Annotated in this window: 18 protein-coding genes; 11 read left to right on the top strand and 7 right to left on the bottom strand. The window is 71.5% G+C overall.

Annotated features, from left to right (window positions below; all coding sequences use genetic code 11):
• Positions 1-42: 42 nt before the first annotated feature.
• On the bottom strand, positions 43-3,258 hold the full coding sequence (locus ACFPFQ_RS17590) for a DUF5107 domain-containing protein (protein WP_379620043.1): 3,216 nt from the start codon (positions 3,256-3,258) through the stop codon (positions 43-45).
• Positions 3,259-3,349: 91 nt separating this feature from the next.
• On the opposite strand from ACFPFQ_RS17590, the gene ACFPFQ_RS17585 reads away from it, so the two are divergent.
• Positions 3,350-4,222 (top strand): helix-turn-helix domain-containing protein, encoded by an 873-nt coding sequence (locus ACFPFQ_RS17585; RefSeq protein WP_379620041.1) that lies wholly within the window; start codon positions 3,350-3,352, stop codon positions 4,220-4,222.
• Between the two features lie 65 nt (positions 4,223-4,287).
• Here ACFPFQ_RS17585 and ACFPFQ_RS17580 read toward each other — a convergent pair whose 3' ends face one another.
• A complete protein-coding gene (locus ACFPFQ_RS17580; RefSeq protein WP_379620039.1) occupies positions 4,288-5,361 on the bottom strand; it encodes a GntR family transcriptional regulator in 1,074 nt (357 codons plus the stop codon).
• Between the two features lie 239 nt (positions 5,362-5,600).
• On the opposite strand from ACFPFQ_RS17580, the gene ACFPFQ_RS17575 reads away from it, so the two are divergent.
• Genes ACFPFQ_RS17575 through ACFPFQ_RS17560 form a run of 4 tightly spaced genes read left to right on the top strand, consistent with a single transcriptional unit; the run spans position 5,601 to position 11,905 of the window.
• Complete coding sequence (locus ACFPFQ_RS17575; protein WP_379620037.1) at positions 5,601-8,633, top strand: alpha-mannosidase; 3,033 nt, start codon at positions 5,601-5,603, stop codon at positions 8,631-8,633.
• 58 nt (positions 8,634-8,691) lie between these two features.
• The gene (locus tag ACFPFQ_RS17570) at positions 8,692-10,107 is read left to right on the top strand and encodes an extracellular solute-binding protein (RefSeq protein ID WP_379620035.1); all 1,416 of its coding nucleotides are present in this window, start codon (positions 8,692-8,694) and stop codon (positions 10,105-10,107) included.
• Positions 10,104-11,012 carry a carbohydrate ABC transporter permease gene (locus ACFPFQ_RS17565; RefSeq protein WP_379620033.1) on the top strand — a complete coding sequence of 303 codons (909 nt, stop codon included), beginning with the start codon at positions 10,104-10,106 and terminating at the stop codon, positions 11,010-11,012. The genes ACFPFQ_RS17570 and ACFPFQ_RS17565 overlap by 4 nt, the downstream gene beginning before the upstream one ends.
• A 2-nt stretch (positions 11,013-11,014) precedes the next feature.
• The gene (locus ACFPFQ_RS17560) at positions 11,015-11,905 is read left to right on the top strand and encodes a carbohydrate ABC transporter permease (protein ID WP_379620031.1); all 891 of its coding nucleotides are present in this window, start codon (positions 11,015-11,017) and stop codon (positions 11,903-11,905) included.
• A gap of 81 nt (positions 11,906-11,986) precedes the next feature.
• On the opposite strand, the gene trpS is transcribed toward ACFPFQ_RS17560, so the two are convergent.
• Both trpS and ACFPFQ_RS17550 read right to left on the bottom strand, forming a co-directional pair.
• On the bottom strand, positions 11,987-12,967 hold the full coding sequence (gene trpS / locus ACFPFQ_RS17555) for a tryptophan--tRNA ligase (RefSeq protein WP_379620029.1): 981 nt from the start codon (positions 12,965-12,967) through the stop codon (positions 11,987-11,989).
• A 181-nt stretch (positions 12,968-13,148) separates the two neighbouring features.
• Positions 13,149-13,751 (bottom strand): TetR/AcrR family transcriptional regulator, encoded by a 603-nt coding sequence (locus tag ACFPFQ_RS17550; protein WP_379620027.1) that lies wholly within the window; start codon positions 13,749-13,751, stop codon positions 13,149-13,151.
• 80 nt (positions 13,752-13,831) lie between these two features.
• Here ACFPFQ_RS17550 and ACFPFQ_RS17545 point away from each other — a divergent pair, with 80 nt between their 5' ends.
• From ACFPFQ_RS17545 to ACFPFQ_RS17525, 5 genes are read left to right on the top strand one after another with little or no spacing between them, the layout of a single operon-like run.
• A complete protein-coding gene (locus tag ACFPFQ_RS17545) occupies positions 13,832-14,569 on the top strand; it encodes an SDR family oxidoreductase (RefSeq protein WP_379620026.1) in 738 nt (245 codons plus the stop codon).
• A 40-nt stretch (positions 14,570-14,609) separates the two neighbouring features.
• Positions 14,610-15,056 (top strand): SDR family NAD(P)-dependent oxidoreductase, encoded by a 447-nt coding sequence (locus ACFPFQ_RS17540; protein ID WP_379620024.1) that lies wholly within the window; start codon positions 14,610-14,612, stop codon positions 15,054-15,056.
• A complete protein-coding gene (locus ACFPFQ_RS17535) occupies positions 15,013-15,684 on the top strand; it encodes a hypothetical protein (protein WP_379620022.1) in 672 nt (223 codons plus the stop codon). Before ACFPFQ_RS17540 ends, ACFPFQ_RS17535 begins: the two co-directional genes overlap by 44 nt.
• 4 nt (positions 15,685-15,688) lie before the next feature.
• Positions 15,689-16,075 carry an ArsR/SmtB family transcription factor gene (locus tag ACFPFQ_RS17530; protein WP_379620020.1) on the top strand — a complete coding sequence of 129 codons (387 nt, stop codon included), beginning with the start codon at positions 15,689-15,691 and terminating at the stop codon, positions 16,073-16,075.
• A complete protein-coding gene (locus tag ACFPFQ_RS17525; RefSeq protein ID WP_379620018.1) occupies positions 16,026-16,523 on the top strand; it encodes an SRPBCC family protein in 498 nt (165 codons plus the stop codon). Before ACFPFQ_RS17530 ends, ACFPFQ_RS17525 begins: the two co-directional genes overlap by 50 nt.
• Positions 16,524-16,530: 7 nt before the next feature.
• Here ACFPFQ_RS17525 and ACFPFQ_RS17520 read toward each other — a convergent pair whose 3' ends face one another.
• The 3 genes from ACFPFQ_RS17520 to ACFPFQ_RS17510 form a co-directional block, all read right to left on the bottom strand.
• Positions 16,531-17,298, bottom strand: coding sequence for an SGNH/GDSL hydrolase family protein (locus ACFPFQ_RS17520; protein ID WP_379620016.1), 768 nt, complete (start codon positions 17,296-17,298; stop codon positions 16,531-16,533).
• A gap of 71 nt (positions 17,299-17,369) precedes the next feature.
• A complete protein-coding gene (locus ACFPFQ_RS17515; RefSeq protein WP_379620014.1) occupies positions 17,370-17,594 on the bottom strand; it encodes a hypothetical protein in 225 nt (74 codons plus the stop codon).
• An 89-nt stretch (positions 17,595-17,683) separates the two neighbouring features.
• Positions 17,684-18,256 (bottom strand): hypothetical protein, encoded by a 573-nt coding sequence (locus tag ACFPFQ_RS17510; RefSeq protein WP_379620012.1) that lies wholly within the window; start codon positions 18,254-18,256, stop codon positions 17,684-17,686.
• Positions 18,257-18,419: 163 nt separating this feature from the next.
• On the opposite strand from ACFPFQ_RS17510, the gene ACFPFQ_RS17505 reads away from it, so the two are divergent.
• Positions 18,420-18,788, top strand: a 369-nt coding sequence (locus ACFPFQ_RS17505) for a transposase (RefSeq protein ID WP_379620010.1), incomplete at its 3' end; no start/stop codon positions are given.

Raw genomic sequence — 18,788 nt, 5'->3', positions numbered from 1 at the left:
GGGTGAACAGGGCTGGGCAAACGCGATCGGGGCACCCGCGTCTCATCGGATCGCCTCGCGCAGGTCGAGGGCGTCGACGTGGTGGGGGTCCTCGGCGAGCAGCGCCGCGAGCCGCTTGGCGGCGCTCTCGTTGTCGCCGTCGAGCACGTCGAGCTGGGCGCGCAGGAACTGCACGCGGCGGGCCTGGGCCAGGGCCGGGTCCACGGTGAACAGCAGCATCGACGGCAGCGACGTGGCGAAGTAGTCGACGGTCGCCGCCGTGGCGTCGAGCTCGTCGCAGAAGGCCCGCAGCGCCTCGGTGAGTGGCCCGGCGTCGCGTCCGAGCCTGCGCAGTGCGAGCACCGACGAGTACGTGGCCTCCGAGTACGGGCTGCTGCTCATGGCGAGGAAGTCCCCCTGCTGGGTGGCGGCCCGCTCCCACGCGGCGGCCGCGCCGTCGTGGTCACCCGTTGCGGCCAGCCCGTCGCCGTGCAGCAGGTGCAGCGCTGCGGTGCTGGCGAGCGGGTGGCGGGCCTCGCCGAGCGACGCGGGCGGGTCGAGCGCCGCGGCGGCGTCGCCGGAGAGGCGACACAACCGGTCCCAGACCCGCAGCACCTCCCCCTCCCCGCCCTCCCACGGCTGGAACGTGCGGCCCAGCAGCAGCGCGCGGGCCTCGTCGCGGCGCCCGGCGGTGAGCAGCAGGTCGGCCAGCACGACGGTGGCGTCGTCACGGGACTCGACGAGCTCGCGTGCCCGCAGCAGGCGCGCCATCCGCTCCTCCGGTGCCACCCCGCTGCGCGCGTCGAGCTGGTCGCTCTCGAACAGCAGCCGCGCGTCGGGCCCCGCCACCTCGAGCGCCTGGTCGTAGGCCTGCCGCGCGGACGCGGCGTCGCCGTCGTCGTTGTGCGCGGCGAGGCCGAGGTTGCGCCACACCACCGGGTCGGACGGGTCGAGCGCGGCGCTCGCTCGCCATGCGGTGACGGCGTCGGCGTGGCGGTCCGCGGCGTAGAGCCAGTGGCCCAGCAACGCCCGCGCACGCGCGTCGGCGGGGTCGGTGGCGACGGCGCGCTCCAGCACGAGCGCGTCGTCGAGGCGGGCCGGGAAGCACCACGTGCTGTCCGCGGGTGCGACGGGTGCGGCGCGGCCGAGCCGGCGCAACAGATCGGCGCGGTGGTAGGCGATGACCGGACCGGCAGCGGTCTGGCCGATCACCCGGTGCGCCTCGCGGACCGCGGCCACGTCGAGCACCCGCAGCGCGGCCTCGAGGTCACCGGCCCCCGCGTACTCCAGCGCGACGTCGAGGCAGGTCTGCGCGTCACAGGTGAGCGGGAGGCCCAGCAGGTCGCGGGTCCACCAGTCCAGCGGGTCGAGCGCCAGCGTCGCGCGGGCGAGCGCGTCGGCGTCCGCTCCGGTGCGCCGCAGCACCAGCACCTGCAGCGCCCTGGCCTGCAGGTGCTCCGGTTCGGTGCGCAACACGTCGGCCAGCCGGGCCAGTGCGGCGGCGTCGCGGCCCGCGGCGGCGTCGAGGCGGGCCATCCGGTAGCCCGCGGCCGCGCGCCACGGCCGGGACCATGACGCCGCCGCGAACCGGTCGTAGGCCTCCTCGACGCGGCACCGGCGCTCCAGCACGAGCCCGAGCAGGTAGAGCGCCGTGGTGTCGGCCGGGTGGGCGTTGTGGCCGGTCAGCCGCCCGACGGCGGTGCGCAGTAAGGCCTCCGCGCCGGCGAGATCGCCGCGGCGGTAGGCCCGGGTCGCAAGCCCGATGTTGCCCGCGACGTTGCCGGGATCGCGGCGCAGCGCCTCCCGCCAGTACGGCTCCGGCGAGCGCGTGGCGTGGCGGTACTGCTCGAGGTGGGTGCCGATCAGCGCCAGCTCCTCCACCGTCGCGACGTCGGCGGGGGCGGCAGGCTCGCGGGCCGGCGTCACGTCCCCGGTGGCGGCGGGCACCGCCGCGGCCCAGCTGACCAGCTCGACACCGGCGTGGCGGAGCTGCACCCGCACCGGGTCGGCCGCGAGCGTCACCACGTGGGGACGGCCGGGCGCGATGTCGACGGTCAGCTCGGTGACCGAGCCGGTGGCCTCCTCGATCCGCAGCACGCAGCCGGGTCGCTCGGCGGTCACCACGACGCCGACCCGCCCGTCGACCACGCTCACCGCGGCGTCGGTGGTGGCGGCCTGCACCGGCCCGATCTCCTGGATCGGGTACCAGACCTGCGAGAACACCTTCGTCTCGCCGGGCGCGATGAACGCGAAGTCGGGCTGGTTGTCGGTGAAGACACCCGCCATCAGCTCGACGTAGTGGGCGCCGTCGTCGCTGAGGTTGCGGTCCCAGGCGTGACCGAACGCGGCGTCGCCCCACGTCCACTGCTTCTTGCCGACGGCGACGTGGCGGTCGGCGACGTGCACGAAACCGGCCCGGGCGCGATGGTCGTACCCGCCGAAGAAGCCCTCCCGGCTGCCGACGCCCATGTAGGAGGTGGGCACCGGGATGTTGCGGTAGAAGTCGATGCGGTCCCCGCCCCCGGCGTGGCGGGCCGGGTAGTCGACGCCGTAGTAGTGCCGGTCGGCCTCGGGGAAGGCGGTGATCGCGCGCTTGGCGTGATCGGCCACCACGCGCACGTCACGGGGGAAGAAGGACTGGTAGTGCTCGTCCACGCGGGCGGCGACGTTGGCCCACCACAGGAACGTCTGCGTCAGCTCGCTGCGGTTGTACAGCCGCACCCGCAGCTCCAGCGTGGCGCGGTCGGGGTGCAGCCGCACGCCGTGCATGCCCTTCATCCGTGTGAACGGGTCGTGGTCGGAGCACCACACGGTGACCGCGCCGTCGGCCTCGTGCTCGATCTCGACGTCGGTGGGCAGGAACGTCGCGGGCCGGTGGTGCTGGGGCCAGTTGAACTCGACGCCGCCCGCGATCCAGGGTCCCGCCAGCCCCACGAGCGCCGGCTTGATCACGGGGTTGCGGTAGAAGAAGTCGTAGCCCGACGTGCGGTCGTGGCCGACGTGGATCCGCCCGCCCAGCTCGGGCAGCACCATCACCCGCAGCCAGCGGTTCTCCAGGTGCACCGCGGCCCACGCGACGGGTGCGCTGGTGGGGCTGATCCGGTCGTGGAACGGCAACGGGTACACCCGGCCCGACGAACCCTGGTAGACGCGCCGGTCGAGGTAGGCCGGGTAGCGGTCGGGGGCCGCGGGCAGGTAGCTGTCGATCGTGACGGGCTGCTGCCATGCGGCGACGCCGTCGGCCTCCTGGTCGGCGGGTCGGGGCGGCAGTGCGAGCATGCGGCGACGCTACGAGCGCGACGCCCGCTGCGGCATGGGCGAATCGACCGTGTTCCCTGGACGATTCGACGATCGGGCGTACCGTGTGGCCGTGCTCCTGCCCGACGGGTTCCCCGGCCAGCGCCTGCGGGTGCTGCCGCGCCCGCTCGTGGCGGCGGCGTTGCAGCGGGCCCCGACGGCCGCGCTGCTCGTCACCGACGCCGGCTACTTCCCGCACGCCGCGAACCACGGTCGACGTCGCCCGGACGGCACCGGGGAGGTCGTGGTGATCGTCTGCATCGACGGTGTCGGGCACTGCGAGAGCGGTGGCAGGCGCAGCGTCGTCCCGCCGGGGCACGCGCTCGTGCTGCCCCCGGACCAGCAGCACGCCTACTGGGCCGATCCGGAACAACCATGGACGATCTGGTGGTTGCACGCGACCGGCCAGCAGGTGCCCGAGCTGCTGTCGGTCATCACCGACGACGGTCGGGAGCGGGTGGTGGAGCTGCACGACACCTACCGCGCGGTCTCCACGATCGACGACGCCATCGGCTTCCTGGAGCGCGACGAGACGGTGCCCAGCCTGATCTCCGCGTCCGGGTCGGGGTGGGCGTTGCTGGCGCAGCTCGCCGCCGACACCGTCGGTGGTGGGCGGCAGCGCACCGAACCGATCCGGCAGGCGCAGGAGCACCTGCGACGCAACTTCGCGAAGCCTTTACGCGTCAAGGAGCTGGCCCGAACGGCGGGTTTGTCCCCATCACATTTCGCCACCCTGTTCCGCGCGGCCACCGGCGGCGGGGTCGTGGAGTACACGAAGCGGCTGCGGATGGCACGCGCCCGCGAGCTGCTGATCACCTCGTCGCGCGACATCGCCGACATCGGTGCGGCCGTGGGCTATCCCGACGCCTTCTACTTCTCGCGGCAGTTCCACACCGTCCACGGCGTCAGCCCCACCGACTACCGCCGCTCCCACGCCCAGACCTGACCGTCGAGAACGACGTTGTCATGATCGAATGGCCCTGTTGATCACGGTAACGTCGTTCTCGACGGTCAGCGGGCGCCGATCACGCCGAGGGTGTTGGCGCCGCGGTCGGCCACCTGCACCGTGGCCTTGAGGACGACGTGGCGCAGCGGGGCCGTGGAGCCCTGCACGCGCTCGTGCACCAGGTGCGCGGCCTCGACGCCCATCTCGCGGGTCGGGAGCCGCGCCGACACCACCGCCAGCGGCGACACGTCATAGGGCAGCGACTGGTCCATGCTCGCCAGCTCCACCGAGCCGGGGAAACCGGTCTCCATTGCGAGCAGGTCCGACACCGCCAGCGCGAGCGTGGGCGCGTTGCCGCAGATCAGGGCCGTGAGCCCGGCCTCGGACTCCAGCATCGAGCGCAACCGCTGCCGCCGGGTCGTCGGCTCCATCGGGTCGTAGCCGCGCAGGGCCGAGCGCTCCGGCAGCTCGGGCAGCCCGCGGTCGCGCAGCGCCCGGTAGTGGCCCGAGAGCCGGTCCCGGACGCTCGTGACGTCGGACTCGCTCCACAGCATCGCCGGCGCGCAGTGCCCCCGGTCGAGCATCGCCGCGGTCACCTCGTAGCCCACCGCGAAGTCGTCGAACAGGATCGCGTCGGTCGGCAGGTCGGGCAGGTAGCGGTCGACCACCGTCACCGCGACGCCGTGGCGCTGCATCTCCTCCACCGCACCCGCCGCGGTGGAGCGATCGCGCGGGAACAGGACCACACCCTGCGTGCCGGACGCCCCGATGCGCCGCAGCACCTCCTCCTCGTGCGCGACGCTGCGGGTGTGCTCCATCGCGAGCTGGTAGCCCAGCGTCGCCAGCTCCGCGGCGAGCCCTGAGAGCAGGTCCGACTCGTGCACGCCCCCCGACCCCGGGCTCACGTAGGTGACCAGCCGCTGCCCGGAGGCCGCGACCGGGCGGGCCGGGCGCTGCGCGACGAAGGTGCCGCGCCCGCGGATCCGCACCACGATGCCGTCGGCCACCAGCTCGTTGAGCGCCCGCACCGCGGTGGTCGTGGAGACCTCGAAGCGCTCGACGATCTCGCGCTGGGTGATGAACGGCTCGTCGGGCGAGAACTCGCCACGGGCGATGGAGCCTAGCAGGGACTGCTTCACCCACGCGAACAGGGCGACGCCCGCAGGCGGCTGCGGAGGGGGCGTCGGCTGCCGGCCCTTCTGAGATGAAGTCACTGCCGTCCCTTCCGTCCCGCAGACCATACGGTCCGCCGCGCCCGGCGTCGCCGAAGGCGCGTTCTCCATATTGACGCATTAAAGCGTTGAATCTACGGTCGTACCTCGATGGTGGGCGGATCAAGAGAGATCCGCGACGACACCGGCCTCGACGAGGAGCCTGAGTGCACGACGATCGCGAGCTTGTCGAACAGCGGATCGCACGCATCCTGCGCGAACGCCTGATCCCCGCGGTGCACGGCGAGACCGTGCCCCTGTCGGTCGAGGTCTGGCACGCGCCGGGCGAGCCGCCGGAGGTCGCCGACGGACTGGCCGCCGACTACCGCCCGCTCGAGCCGAACGAGGCATGGGGTCCGGCGTGGGGCACGAGCTGGTTCCACATCACCGGCGCCGTCCCGCAGGAGTGGGCCGGACGCACCGTCGAGGCCGTGGTGGACCTCGGGTTCACCCGCGACCGCGCGGGCTTCTCGGCAGAGGGACTCGTCCACCGCCCGGACGGCACCGCGATCAAGGGCCTGAACCCGAAGAACATCTGGGTCCGCATCGCCGACTCCGCTGCCGGCGGCGAGCCGATCGACCTGTACGTCGAGGCCGCGGCCAACCCGCTGCTCGAGGAGGACGTGCCCACCCCGGTCGGCGACGTGCTCACCGCGGGCGACGAGCCGCTCTACCGGGTGCGTCGCATCGTCCTCGCGGTGTTCGACGAGCCGGTCTGGGAGCTCGTGCAGGACGCCGAGGTTGCCGAGCAGCTCATGTACGAGCTGTCCACAGACGACCCGCGCCGCTGGAACCTGCTGCGCGGGCTCGAGACCGCGCTCGACGCCACGCTGGACTTCAGCGACGTCGCCGGCACCGCGGCCGCCGCGCGCGCCGTGCTCGCCCCGCTGCTCGCGAGCCCGGCCCACGCCAGCGCCCACCGCGTCAGCGGCATCGGGCACGCGCACATCGACTCGGCGTGGCTGTGGCCGCTGCGCGAGACCGTCCGCAAGGTGGCGCGCACCGCGTCCAACGTCACCGCGCTCATGGACGACGACCCCGACTTCGTGTTCGCGATGTCCTCGGCCCAGCAGTGGGCCTGGATGAAGGAGCACCGCCCGAAGGTATGGGAGCGGATGCGGGAGAAGGTCGCCACCGGCCAGTTCGTGCCGGTCGGCGGCATGTGGGTGGAGTCCGACACCAACATGCCCGGCGGCGAGGCGCTGGCCCGCCAGCTCGTGCACGGCAAGCGCTTCTTCCTCGACGAGCTCGGTATCGAGACCGACGAGGTGTGGCTGCCCGACTCGTTCGGCTACACCGCGGCACTGCCGCAGCTGGTGAAGCTGTCGCAGACGCGCTGGTTCCTCACGCAGAAGATCTCGTGGAGCCAGTTCAACAAGTTCCCGCACCACACCTTCTGGTGGGAGGGGCTCGACGGCAGCCGCGTGTTCACGCACTTCCCGCCCGTCGACACCTACAACTCCGAGTTCTCCGGCCACGAGATGGCGCACCTGGTGCGCAACTTCTCCGACAAGGGCTCGGCGAACCGGTCGATGGTGCCGTTCGGGCACGGCGACGGCGGCGGCGGACCCACCCGCGAGATGCTGGCGCGCGCCAAGCGGCTGCGCGACCTCGAGGGCTCGGCGCGGGTCGAGATCGAGAAGCCTGCCACGTTCTTCCAGAAGGCGTTCGACGACTACCCCGACGCCCCCGTCTGGGTCGGCGAGCTGTACCTGGAGCTGCACCGCGGCACGTACACCAGCCAGGCCAAGAACAAGCAGGGCAACCGGCGCACCGAGCACCTGCTGCACGAGGCGGAGCTGTGGGCGGCCACCGCGGCACTGCGCACCGGGCACGCCTACCCGTACGAGGACCTCGACCGGATCTGGAAGACGGTGCTGCTGCACCAGTTCCACGACATCCTGCCGGGGTCGTCCATCGCCTGGGTGCACCGCGAGAGCCGGGCCACCTACCTGCGCCTCTACGGCGAGCTCGAAGCGATCATCGCGGCGGCGCAGCAGGCGCTCGCCGGGGACGCGACGGCAGGCGGCGAGGTGGTGTTCAACGCCGCGCCGCACGACCGCGGCGGTGTCCCCGCCCGCGGCGCGGCACCCGTCGCGGCGGCCCAGCCTGCCACCTGCGTCGCCGCACCCGGCGGCGGGTACGTGCTGGACAACGGCCTGGTCCGGGCCGTCGTCGACGGCCGCGGCCTGCTCACCTCGGTTGTCGACCTGGCATCGGGCCGGGAGTCGATCGCCCCCGGTGCCGCCGCCAACCTGCTGCAGATCCATCCCGACGTGCCCGCGCACTGGGACGCCTGGGACGTCGACCACACCTACCGGCGCACCGTCACCGACCTCGTCGACGTCGACGCGCTGGCGGTCGTCGACGACACCCCGCACGGCACCGCGGCCGTGCGCGTGGTGCGCCGCTTCGGCAAGTCCGAGGCCGCGCAGGTGATCTCGGTGGCGCCCGGTACCGGCCGCGTCGACATCGACACGGTGGTCGACTGGCACGAGTCCGAGACGTTCCTCAAGGTCGCGTTCCCGCTCGACGTGCGCGCCGAGCGCTCGGCGGCGGAGACCCAGTTCGGCTACGTCTACCGGGCCACCGACACCAACACCAGCTGGGAAGCCGCGAAGTTCGAGATCTGCGCCCACCGCTACCTGCACGTGGCCGAACCCGGTTACGGCGTCGCGGTGGTCAACAACTCGACCTACGGCCACGACGTCACCCGCGACGTGCGCCCGGACGGCGGCACCACCACGACGGTGCGGCTGTCGCTGCTGCGCGCACCGCGCTACCCCGACCCCGAGACCGACCAGGGCGAGCACCGGCTCGGCTTCGCGCTGGTGCCCGGTGCCGACCTGGCCGCTGCCACCCGCGAGGGCGCGTCGATCAACCTTCCCGAGCGGCGGGTGCCCGGCGACGCCGTCGTCGAGCCGCTCGTGCACACCGGCCACGACGGGGTCGTCATCTCGGCGGTCAAGCTCGCCGACGACGGCTCCGGCGACGTGGTCGTGCGGCTCTACGAGGCGCTCGGCGCCCGGGTGAACACCCGACTCGAACTCGGTTTCGCCGCCGCATCGGTCGGGAGGACCGACCTGCTCGAACGCCCCTTCCGCGTCGACGACGGGCCCGCGCCCGCCCTCGACGGTGGCGGCGTGGAGCTGGCGCTGCGCCCGTTCCAGGTACTCACCCTGCGATTCCGCCCGTCCTAGCAGTTCCCCGTCCCACCTGCACCACGTCGAGATCAGCGTCGAGCTCACGGAGGCGAGCATGGTTACTCAGTCGGAGAAGCCCGAACAACGGACGGGCCGACGGCCACGCCTGCTCGCCGCCGTGGCGCTGGCGGGCGCGGTGGCCGTCGCTGCCACGGCATGCAGCAGCGGATCCGCCGGCGGGTCCGGTGGCAGCGGCGGCGACCAGTCCAAGATCACGGTGACCTACCAGCAGTTCGGCGGGTCGCACGTCCAGGAGAACTTCCTCACCGGCGTCAAGGCCGAGTTCGAGAAGGCCAACCCCGGGGTCACGATCGACCTGCAGCCGATCACCGCCTCGGAGAACGACTACTACACGAAGCTGCAGTTGCAGATGCGGTCGACGAAGACCTCGCCCGATGTCGTCTACGAGGACACGTTCCTCATCAACTCCGACATCGAGGCCGGGTACCTCAGCCCGCTCGACGACCAGATCAAGTCCTGGTCGGACTGGAGCCAGTTCACCGACACCGCCAAGGGCGCCGCCCGCGCGCTGGACGGGAAGACCTACGGCATCCCCGACGGCACCGACACCCGCGCACTCTGGTTCAACAAGGACATCCTCGCCAAGGCCGGGCTGCCCGCCGACTGGCAGCCCAAGACCTGGGACGACCTGCTCACCGCCGCCCGTGCCGTCAAGGCCAAGGTGCCCGGCGTCATCCCGTTCAACATCTACGCCGGCAAGGGCGTCGGCGAGGCCGCGTCCATGCAGGGCTTCGAGATGCTGCTCTACGGCACCGGCTCCACGCTGTACGACACCGCCGCCAAGAAGTGGGTGGTGGGCAGCAAGGGCTTCACCGACTCGCTCGCCTTCCTCAAGACCGTCTACGACGAGAAGCTCGGCCCGACACCGCAGCAGGTGCTCGACCCGAACTGGAACAACAACGTAAGCCAGCAGCTGATGCCCAAGGGCCAGGTCGCCATCAGCGTCGACGGATCGTGGGTCTCGCACAACTGGCTGCCCACCGACGCCGCACCGTGGCCGCAGTGGAGCACCGTGATGGGCACGGCGGCGATGCCGACCCAGAACGGGCAGGCGCCGGGCAAGGTCAGCATGTCCGGCGGCTGGACGTGGGCGATCCCGAAGAACGCCGACAACCCCGGCAAGGCGTGGGAGTTCATCAAGCTGGTGTCCGACAAGGCCCACCACCTGAAGTGGGACATCGACAACGTCCAGATCCCCGTCCGGCCCGACGTCGCCAGTGACCCGTCCTACGTCGCGGCCAACCCGACGAACCCGTTCTTCTCGTCGCTGGTGCCGATCACGACCTACCGCCCGGCGTACGCGGTCTACCCGCGGGTCTCCAACGAGATCCAGGTGGCCACCGAGTCCGTCGTGACGGGCACGGCCGACCCGGCAGCGGCGGCCAAGACGTTCGACGACCAGGTGAAGTCGATCGCGGGCGACGCGGTGATGACCGCGACCGGCTCGTGACCACTGCCACCGTCGATCCGCAGCAGGGTTCCCGGCGCCGCAACCCGGTGCCGGTGACCCTGCTGCGGGGTCTGCCGCTCACCCCGTCGGTGGTGCTGCTGACCGTCTTCCTCGGCGGCCCGATCCTGTACTGCATCTGGTGGGCGTTCACCAACATCGCACTGACCGGCTCGTCGAGCACCGAGTTCGTCGGCTTCGCCAACTTCACGAAGCTGTTCTCCAGCGCGGAGTTCGGCGGCTCGGTCTTCTACACCCTGTTCTTCACGGTGGTGTCGGCGATCATCGGCCAGAACGTGCTGGGCATGATCCTCGCGCTGCTCATGCGCAGCGGCAACAGCGTCGTGCGGGCACTGGTCAGCGCGATCGTGATCGGCTCGTGGGTGCTGCCCGAGGTCGTGGCGGGCTACCTCTGGACGGCGTTCTTCCGCACGGACGGCTCGCTCAACCATGTGCTGGCGTGGCTGGGCATCGGCCCGCAGAACATCCTCTACACGACGCCGATCCTGGCCGTCTCTATCGCGAACATCTGGCGCGGCACCGCGTTCTCGATGCTCGTCTACTCCGCCGCACTCTCGGAGGTGCCCAAGGAGATCGAGGAGGCCGCGACCGTCGACGGGGCCGGCACCTGGCGCCGGCTGATCTCGGTGACGCTGCCGATGGTGCGCCGCTCGATCGCGACCAACCTGATGCTGATCACGCTGCAGACGCTGTCGGTGTTCGGTCTCATCTGGACGATGACCAAGGGCGGGCCCAGCAACAAGAGCACCACGTTGCCGCTGTACGCCTACCAGCAGGCCTTCCAGTTCTCCCAGCTCGGCTACGGCACCGCGATCGCGCTGGTGCTGCTGCTGATCGGCGGCGTCTTCTCGCTGGTGTACCTGCGTGCTCTGCGGATGGAGGACTGACCGTGGCCACCACCGTCACCGAAGCCGTGCCGCAACGCAGGCGCGCCACCGCCGCGACGACGACCACCGCGCCGTCGAAATGGGTCGGCAAGGGCGTCGTCAACCTGATCCTGCTGCTCATCGCGGCGTGCTACCTGGTGCCGCTGCTGTGGGTGGTGCTCGCGGCGTTCGACGACCAGGCCGGACCCGCCGTCTCGTGGCCGGCGAACTGGTCGTTCGCCAACTTCGACGCCGTGCTCAACGAGGAGATCACCTACCGGCCCATGCTCAACGGGCTGATCCTCTGCGGTGGCGCCACCATCCTCACGATCGTGTGCGCGGTGCTCGCGGCGTACCCGCTCTCGCGCTACCGCTCCCGGTTCAAGCGCCCGTTCCTGCTCACGATCCTGTTCATGACGGGCCTGCCGATCACCGCGATCATGGTGCCGGTCTACGGGCTGTTCCTGCAGACCGGCCTGGACAACACCTACGTCGGCACGATCCTGTTCATGGCCACCACGGCGCTGCCGATCTCCATCTGGCTGGCGAAGAACTTCATGGACGCCGTGCCGATCGAGCTGGAGGAGGCGGCGTGGACCGACGGCGCCTCCCCCATGCAGGCGCTGCGCCGGATCGTGCTGCCGCTGATGTGGCCGGGGCTCGCGGTGGTGGCGCTCTACACGTTCATCGGGCTGTGGGGGAACTTCTTCATCCCCTTCATCCTGCTGCAGTCCAACGACGACCTCCCGGCGTCGGTGAGCATCTACACGTTCTTCAGCCAGTACGCGCAGGTGATCTACGGGCAGCTGGCGGCGTACTCGCTGCTGTACTCGCTGCCCGCGGTGCTGCTGTACCTGGTGCTCGCCCGGCGGTTGGGCGGGGCCTTCACGTTCGGGGGTGCGGTGAAGGGCTGAGGGCGTTGGCGCGGTGGCTATGGGGTTGGCGCGGCCGTTCAGTTCGCGGTTTTCGCGCACGAGATCGTGCGTTGTAGCGCGTCACGCCGCCAGCAACCCCAGCGCCTCCTTCACCTGCGCCACCTTCCGCCCGGCCTGCTCCCGCGCCTGCATCGAGCCCCGCAGCAGCACCTTCCGGACGTGGTCCGGGGCGGCGGCCAGCTCCAGGTAGCGCTCGCGGACGGGGCCGAGGGTGGCGATCACCGCGTCGGCGACGGCGGTCTTCAGCTCGCCGTAGCGCGCGAACGCCGGGGCCAGCTGTGCCGGGTCGCCCTCGGTGCACGCCGCCAGCACCGTCAGGAGGTTGGCGACGCCCGGCTGCAGCGCGGGGTCGTAGCGCACCTCGGCCCTGTCGTCGGTGACCGCACGCATCACCTTGCGCCGCAACACGTACGGCGAGTCGAGCAGCCGCAGGGCGCCCGCGTCACCCGAGGTGGACTTGCTCATCTTGTCCCCCGGCGACGTGAGGTCCATGATCCGCGCCGCCACCGGCGGGTTGACGGCGCGCGGCACCGTGAACGTCGGGCCGTAGCGCGAGTTGAACCGCGTCGCGACGTCGCGGGCGAGCTCCACGTGCTGGCGCTGGTCCTCGCCGACGGGCACCTCGTCGGTGTCGTAGAGCAGGATGTCGGCGGCCATCAGGATCGGGTAGGTCAGCAGCGACATCCGCACGTGCTCCTGCCTGCCGGCCTTCTCCTTGAACTGGATCATGCGCTGCGCCTCGCCGTACCCGGTGGCGCACTCGAGCAGGTAGTGCAGCTCGGCGTGCTCCGGTACCTGTGACTGCACCAGGAACAGGCAGCTGTCGGGATCCGCGCCCGCCGCGAGCAGCAGCGTGGCGAACTCGAGCGTTCGGCGCCGGACCTGCGCCGGGTCGTGCTCGACGGTCAGCGCGTGCAGGTCGGAGACGAACACCACCGTGTCGGTGGTGGACTGCTGGGCGATGATCGGACGGATCGCGCCGACGTAGTTGCCCAGGTGCAGGCTGCCGGACGGGGTGAAGCCGCTGATGCGACGGGACATGGTGTGCTCCTTGCGGAGAGGGGCCGCCCGACCACTGCTGCCGACGCCACGAACGCACGAACGGCCGCCCTGATCGGGGCGGCCGCGGTGGTGGAGTGAACGCGGAGGGGTGGTGCCGCCCGTCAGGGGCGCCACCAGCCGAGGTGGGTCGAGGTCATCCGCACGGGAAGATGCTAGCGCGTCAGGGCCGCAGCCCGCGCAGGACATTGCTGACGAGCGCGTCGGCGAACGACGCCGACAGCGGCTGATCGGGGATCAGCAGCCGGTGGTAGCAGGCCCCCCACAGCTGGTCGACCACGACCTCGGGGTCGATGTCGGCGCGCAGCTGACCCCGGCTCTGCGCCCGCTGCATGGCTGCGACGGCCAGTGCGCGGCGCGGGCCAGAGTAGTGCTCGCGGAACGCGGCCGCCAGGTCGGCGTCGGTCTGCGACAACCCGATCAGCTCGGCGACGACCCGACCGGCCGACGTCTCGGAGATCAGCCGGACGAAGGAGCGCACCTGGCTGGTGAGGTCGGCCTCGATGTCGCCGGTGTCCGGGAAGTGCAGCGTCTGCTCCACCGCGTGGAAGTAGCCCTCCAGCGCGAGCGCTCCCTTCGAGGGCCACCACTTGTAGAGCGTCATCTTGCTGGCGCCCGAGAGCGCCGCCACGCGCTCCATCGTGAAGGCGCCCATCCCCTCGTCGATCAGCAGTCGCCCGGCCGCGTCGAGCACCTCGGCGCGCACCTCCGCCGCGGGTCGGCGGCCGCGTCCGCGGCGCACCGGAGGGGACATCTGTTCCGTCATGACTCCACCATCACACAGATATGGACGTACCGTCTACTTCATGATTATATGTACCCAACGTACACAACACGGAGGACTCCATGAGCAGCACCACTGCCCGCGTCGCGATCGTCACCGGCGGATCCGGCGGCATCGGCCGCGCCGTCGCCGAGCGCCTCGCCGCCGACGGCATGGCCGTCGTCGTCAGCTACGCCGGCAACCCCGAGCGCGCCGATGCGGCGGTCGAGGCGATCACCACCGCAGGCGGCACCGCCACGGCCGTCCAAGCAGACGTCGCTGACGAGCGCCAGGTCAGCGCGTTGTTCGACCGCGCGGAGGAGCTCTACGGCGGCATCGACGTGGTCGTCAACACCGCCGGGATCATGCTGCTCGCCCCGCTCGTCGACCTGGACCTCGACGACTTCGACCGCATGCACCGCGCCAACGTCCGCGGCACGTTCGTCGTCTCGCAGCAGGCCGCGCGCCGGGTGCGCAGCGGCGGAGCGATCATCAACTTCTCGACCTCGGTCACCAAGCTCGCGTTCCCCGGCTACACCGCCTACGCCGCCACCAAGGGCGCCGTCGATGCGATGACCCTCGTCCTCGCCCGGGAACTGCGCGGCCGCGACATCACCGTCAACGCGGTGGCCCCGGGTCCCACCGCAACGCCGCTGTTCCTCGACGGCAAGGCACAGGCCGACATCGACCGGCTGGCCGCTGCGGCACCCCTCGAGCGCCTCGGGATGCCCGCCGACATCGCCGAGAGCGTGGCGTTCCTGGCCGGCCCGGCCCGCTGGGTCAACGGCCAGGTCCTCTACACCAACGGCGGCGTCATCTGAGTCCCCGCACCACCCCCACTCTCCCGAGGAGCGCGGTGCCATGCCCAGCAACATCGTGATCACCGGTGCCTCGAGCGGTTTCGGCGCCATGACCGCCCGTGCGCTGGCCGACGCGGGCCACACCGTCCACGCCGGCATCCGCGACACCGCGGGGCGCAACGCCCCGGCCGTCGCCGACGCCACGGCCTACGCCACCGAGCACGGGGTGGACCTGCGCCCGGTCGAGATGGACGTCAGCGACCAGGCTTCCGTGGACGCCGCCATCGCCGGGATCGTCGCCGGGGGCGCGCGGCTGGACGTGATCATCCACAACGCCGGGCACATGGTGCTCGGCCCGGCCGAGGCGTTCACCCCCGAGCAGCTCGCGCAGGCCTACGACACGAACGTGCTCTCGGCCCAGCGGGTGAACCGTACCGCGCTCCCCCACCTGCGCGCACGGGGACATGACCTCCAGAACCCGCGCCACCGCCGGCTACCTCGCCGCTGACCTCGCCCACTCGCAGCGCTACCTGATCCCGCTGGCGCTGTACGCGGCGGTGCTGGCGATCCTGTCGGCGGGCGATCCCGGCCCGGCCCCCGGACCGTGGCCCGCCACCACGCTGGCGCTCTACCCCGCCGCCGCGTGGTTCGCGCTGCTGGTTGCCAACACCGAGAACCCGGTGCAGCGCACCATCACCACGGCGTCGGCGGGCGGAGCCGGACGCGTCGCCGTCGCGCCGGTGCTGGTGGCCCTCGCCGTCGACGTCGTGCTCGGCGCGCTGTCGGTGGCGGTGCCCGCGCTGCGGTCGGCAACGCCCTATCCGGCCGCAGCCCTGCTGGCAGGCGGGCTGGCCCATCTCGCCGCGGCCACCACCGGCACCGCCGTCGGCATGCTCTGCGCCCGGCCGCTGGTGATGCGGATCGGGTGGTCGTTCTGCATCGCCGTCAGCGTCGTCGTGATCACCGCCGTCCAGCCGTGGCTGCCGCCCGTCGGCAGCGCCGTCCGCACGCTCACCGCGCACAGCGGCGCCCCTCCAGGAGGCACTGCTCGGCGTCCTCCTCGCCGCCGTCGCCACCGCGACCAGCTGGGCCGTCGACCGCCGGGCTTGACATATTCCCATATGGAGATATGTTGAGGCGGTGGCAAGGGCAGCAACGACGACGGACGCCTTCAACGCCGTGGCCGAGCCCCGGCGGCGGCAGATCCTCGATCTCCTCGCCGGTGGCGAGCGTCGCGTCAACGACCTCGTCGACCAGCTGGACCTCGCCCAACCGCTGGTGTCCAAGCACCTGCGGGTGCTGCGCGAGGTCGGGCTCGTCGAGGTTCGCGAGGACGGACGGCAACGGATGTACCGGCTCAACGGACGTCCCCTCAAAGCGATCCTCGACTGGGTCCGACCCTTCGAGCAGCTCTGGTCGGAACGCTTCGACCAGCTCGACGTCGTGTTGGAAGAGCTCAAGAGCAGGGAGCAGGACGATGACGGTCCCGACCACCAAGAGCACGGCCGTGGTGACCACCCCGAGTGACACCACGCTCCAGATCACGCGCACGTTCAACGCGCCGCGACGCCTGGTCTTCAGGGCGATGACCACACCCGAGCTGATCAAGCGGTGGTGGTCGGGCAGCCACGGCACGGTGACGATCGCGGAGGTCGACCTGCGCGTCGGCGGCGCCTGGCGCTACGTCCTGGTCACCGGCAACGGGTTCGAGGTGGGCTTCCACGGCGAGTACCGCGAGATCGTCGCCGACGAGCGGCTCGTCAACACCGAGATCTTCGAGGGCATGCCCGACGGCGACTCCGAGCCGGCAGTGTGCACCTACACGTTCGACGAGATCGACGGCGCCACCACGCTCACCCTGCTCGTGGAGCACGCCAGCCAGGAGACCCGCGACATGCACCTCGACTCCGGCATGGAGAGCGGCATGCAGGAGTCCTACGACGCGCTGGAGCAGGTGGCTGTCTCGCTGCGCTGAACCACGCTCAGCGCAGGTGGGCGACCACGAGCTCGGCGACACCCGTCATGCCGGCGAGCGTCGGGTGGAACGGGACCGGGCCCCGGCGGGCCGGCAGGCCGAGCTGGAACCCGCTGATCCAGGGCTCGGCCGAACCGACGCCGTGCTCATGGCTCGCCGCCAAAGCACGGACGAGCTCGGCGCCGGTCGATGCCGCCGCCCCGGCGAAGGCCGCCGCCAGGCCCGCGGCGGTCGCGCGGATCACCGCGGCCCGGTCCGGGTCGAAGGGCCAGCGCAGCGACCACGGCAGATCCCGCGGGCCGATGACGGTCACGTAGTCCACCAGCACGACCCGCGCCGATGGAGCGCGCTCGCGCGCCGCCGTGACGACCGCAGCGAGCGCCGCGCGGGCCCGCTCGACGTCGGCGGCGGTGCGCGCGAGGTCGACCCGCGCCCGGATCCGGTCCGGGATCGAGCGCGGCAACGGCTGCAGCCCGCGAGCGGCGATGCCGGCAAGGCTGCCGGCCACGAGCGAGCCGATGTAGCCGATGTCGTTGCCGCCTGCCGTGATCGTCACCAGCTCGGTGTCGGCGGTGATCGCGGGGACCTGCGTGGACAGCAGGTCCGCAGCCGTGGCACCCGACCACGTCATGTCCACGAGATCGAACCCGAGCCGTTGCGCCACCTGGCGCGGGTAGTTGCGATCCGACCGGCCGGCCCGGGCGTTGCCGATCGGCACGATGCCCGGCCCGGCCGCGAACGAACTTCCCATGGCGACATAGCGCGGGCGTCCCATGCCACCACCCTGCCACGAGGCCGGCGGCGCGAGCAGAATGCGCCGTTCGGCGAATTCGCCGAACAGTGTCCCTAAATGATCCAGGTGAAGTAGTAGCCGCCGTAACCCGGGAAGCATTCGGTGACCCGGCCGATCCCCTGCCGGGCCGCATCCGCGGCGTAGCGCTGGCACAGACCGAGCGGGTACGGGCCGTTGACCTTGGTACCTTCCGTGGACGCCAGCGCCGGGCCCGCCGTCAGGACGAGCGAACCAGCCACCAGCACACCTGCGGCCAGGCGCGCAACAATGCGGGACATGGATCCTCCGAATCTCGCGAAACAACGGATCGGCTGATTGTTGGTGGCCGCGCGCCACGAGATCACGCTATTCGAGAATCGTCAAATCATCAGCACCCGGTCAGCCGCAACTGCCGGTGCACCGGTTCCACGTCCAGGGTGGTCACCGTGACCTCCGAGCGGTACAGGCAGCTCGGGCCGCGCTGCACCTCGACGGTGCCGTGGTCGACGAACAGCAGGCCCGTCGGCGCCGGAACCCCCTCCAGGCCCTGGTAGACCAGCGACTCCTGCTCGAACGGGCCGGCGGCGCCCGAGCGCACCACGACCGCGAAGATCGGGGCGACCGCGACCCCGCCGCCCTCGACGACCACCAGCCTGCGGTCGCCGTCGGCGATCGTCGCGACGTCCCGGCCGCCGGTGGTGAACTGGGCGGCAAAACCGATCAGGCCGACCCACAGGACGCCGACGACCACCCCGACCACCACGACGAACGCCCGCAACACCCCGCGGCGGGCGGCGACGGCCAGCGCCGCGGTGAGCAGGACGACGGTCAGCAGGACCAGGCCCGCGGTGAACCAGCGGGCATGGCGCAGGTGGAGCGGGTCGATCACGGCCAGCACGGCCAGGATGCCGGCAAGCAGTGCGCACGCGGCGAGGACGATGGTGTGGCGCAGTCTCGGCACCGGGGCATGATGGCGGGTGGTGGGGATGCTCGTCGCGTTGGGACCGAGCCGTGACCTGGGTCGTGGCCTGGTGGCGTGGCCTGGCTTCGTCCCTGGGCCTTGACCCCTGATCTTGGACACGGTGAATCCAGCACCTTGCTGGGGAAGCGAGATGATCCAGATCATGGCCCGCAAGAACTACTCCGAGGAGTTTCGTCGGCAGGCCGTTGACTTGTACGAGTCCACTCCGGGGGCGACGGTGCGCAGCATCGCGGCTGACCTGGGGCTCGAGCGGAGCACGTTGCGGCACTGGCTCGAGCGGTATGGGACCGGCAAGAAGACGGCCGCGGACGGGACACCGGCCCCGAGCCCGTTGAAGGCCCGCGCAGCCTCACCGAGCGGTGGTGATGGGTCTGTGCCCGCGGGCCGGGCCGAGACGCTCGAGGAGCGGGTCGCGAGGCTGGAGGCCGAGAACACGGCCTTGCGCAGCGAGCGTGCCACGCTCACCACCGAACGGGAGATCCTGCGGTCGGCGGCCAAATATTTCGCCGGG

Source organism: Pseudonocardia sp. GCM10023141 (genome assembly GCF_042653605.1).
The sequence above is the reverse complement of the archived record's forward strand: the minus strand, read 5'-3'. Positions and strand labels throughout refer to the sequence as shown.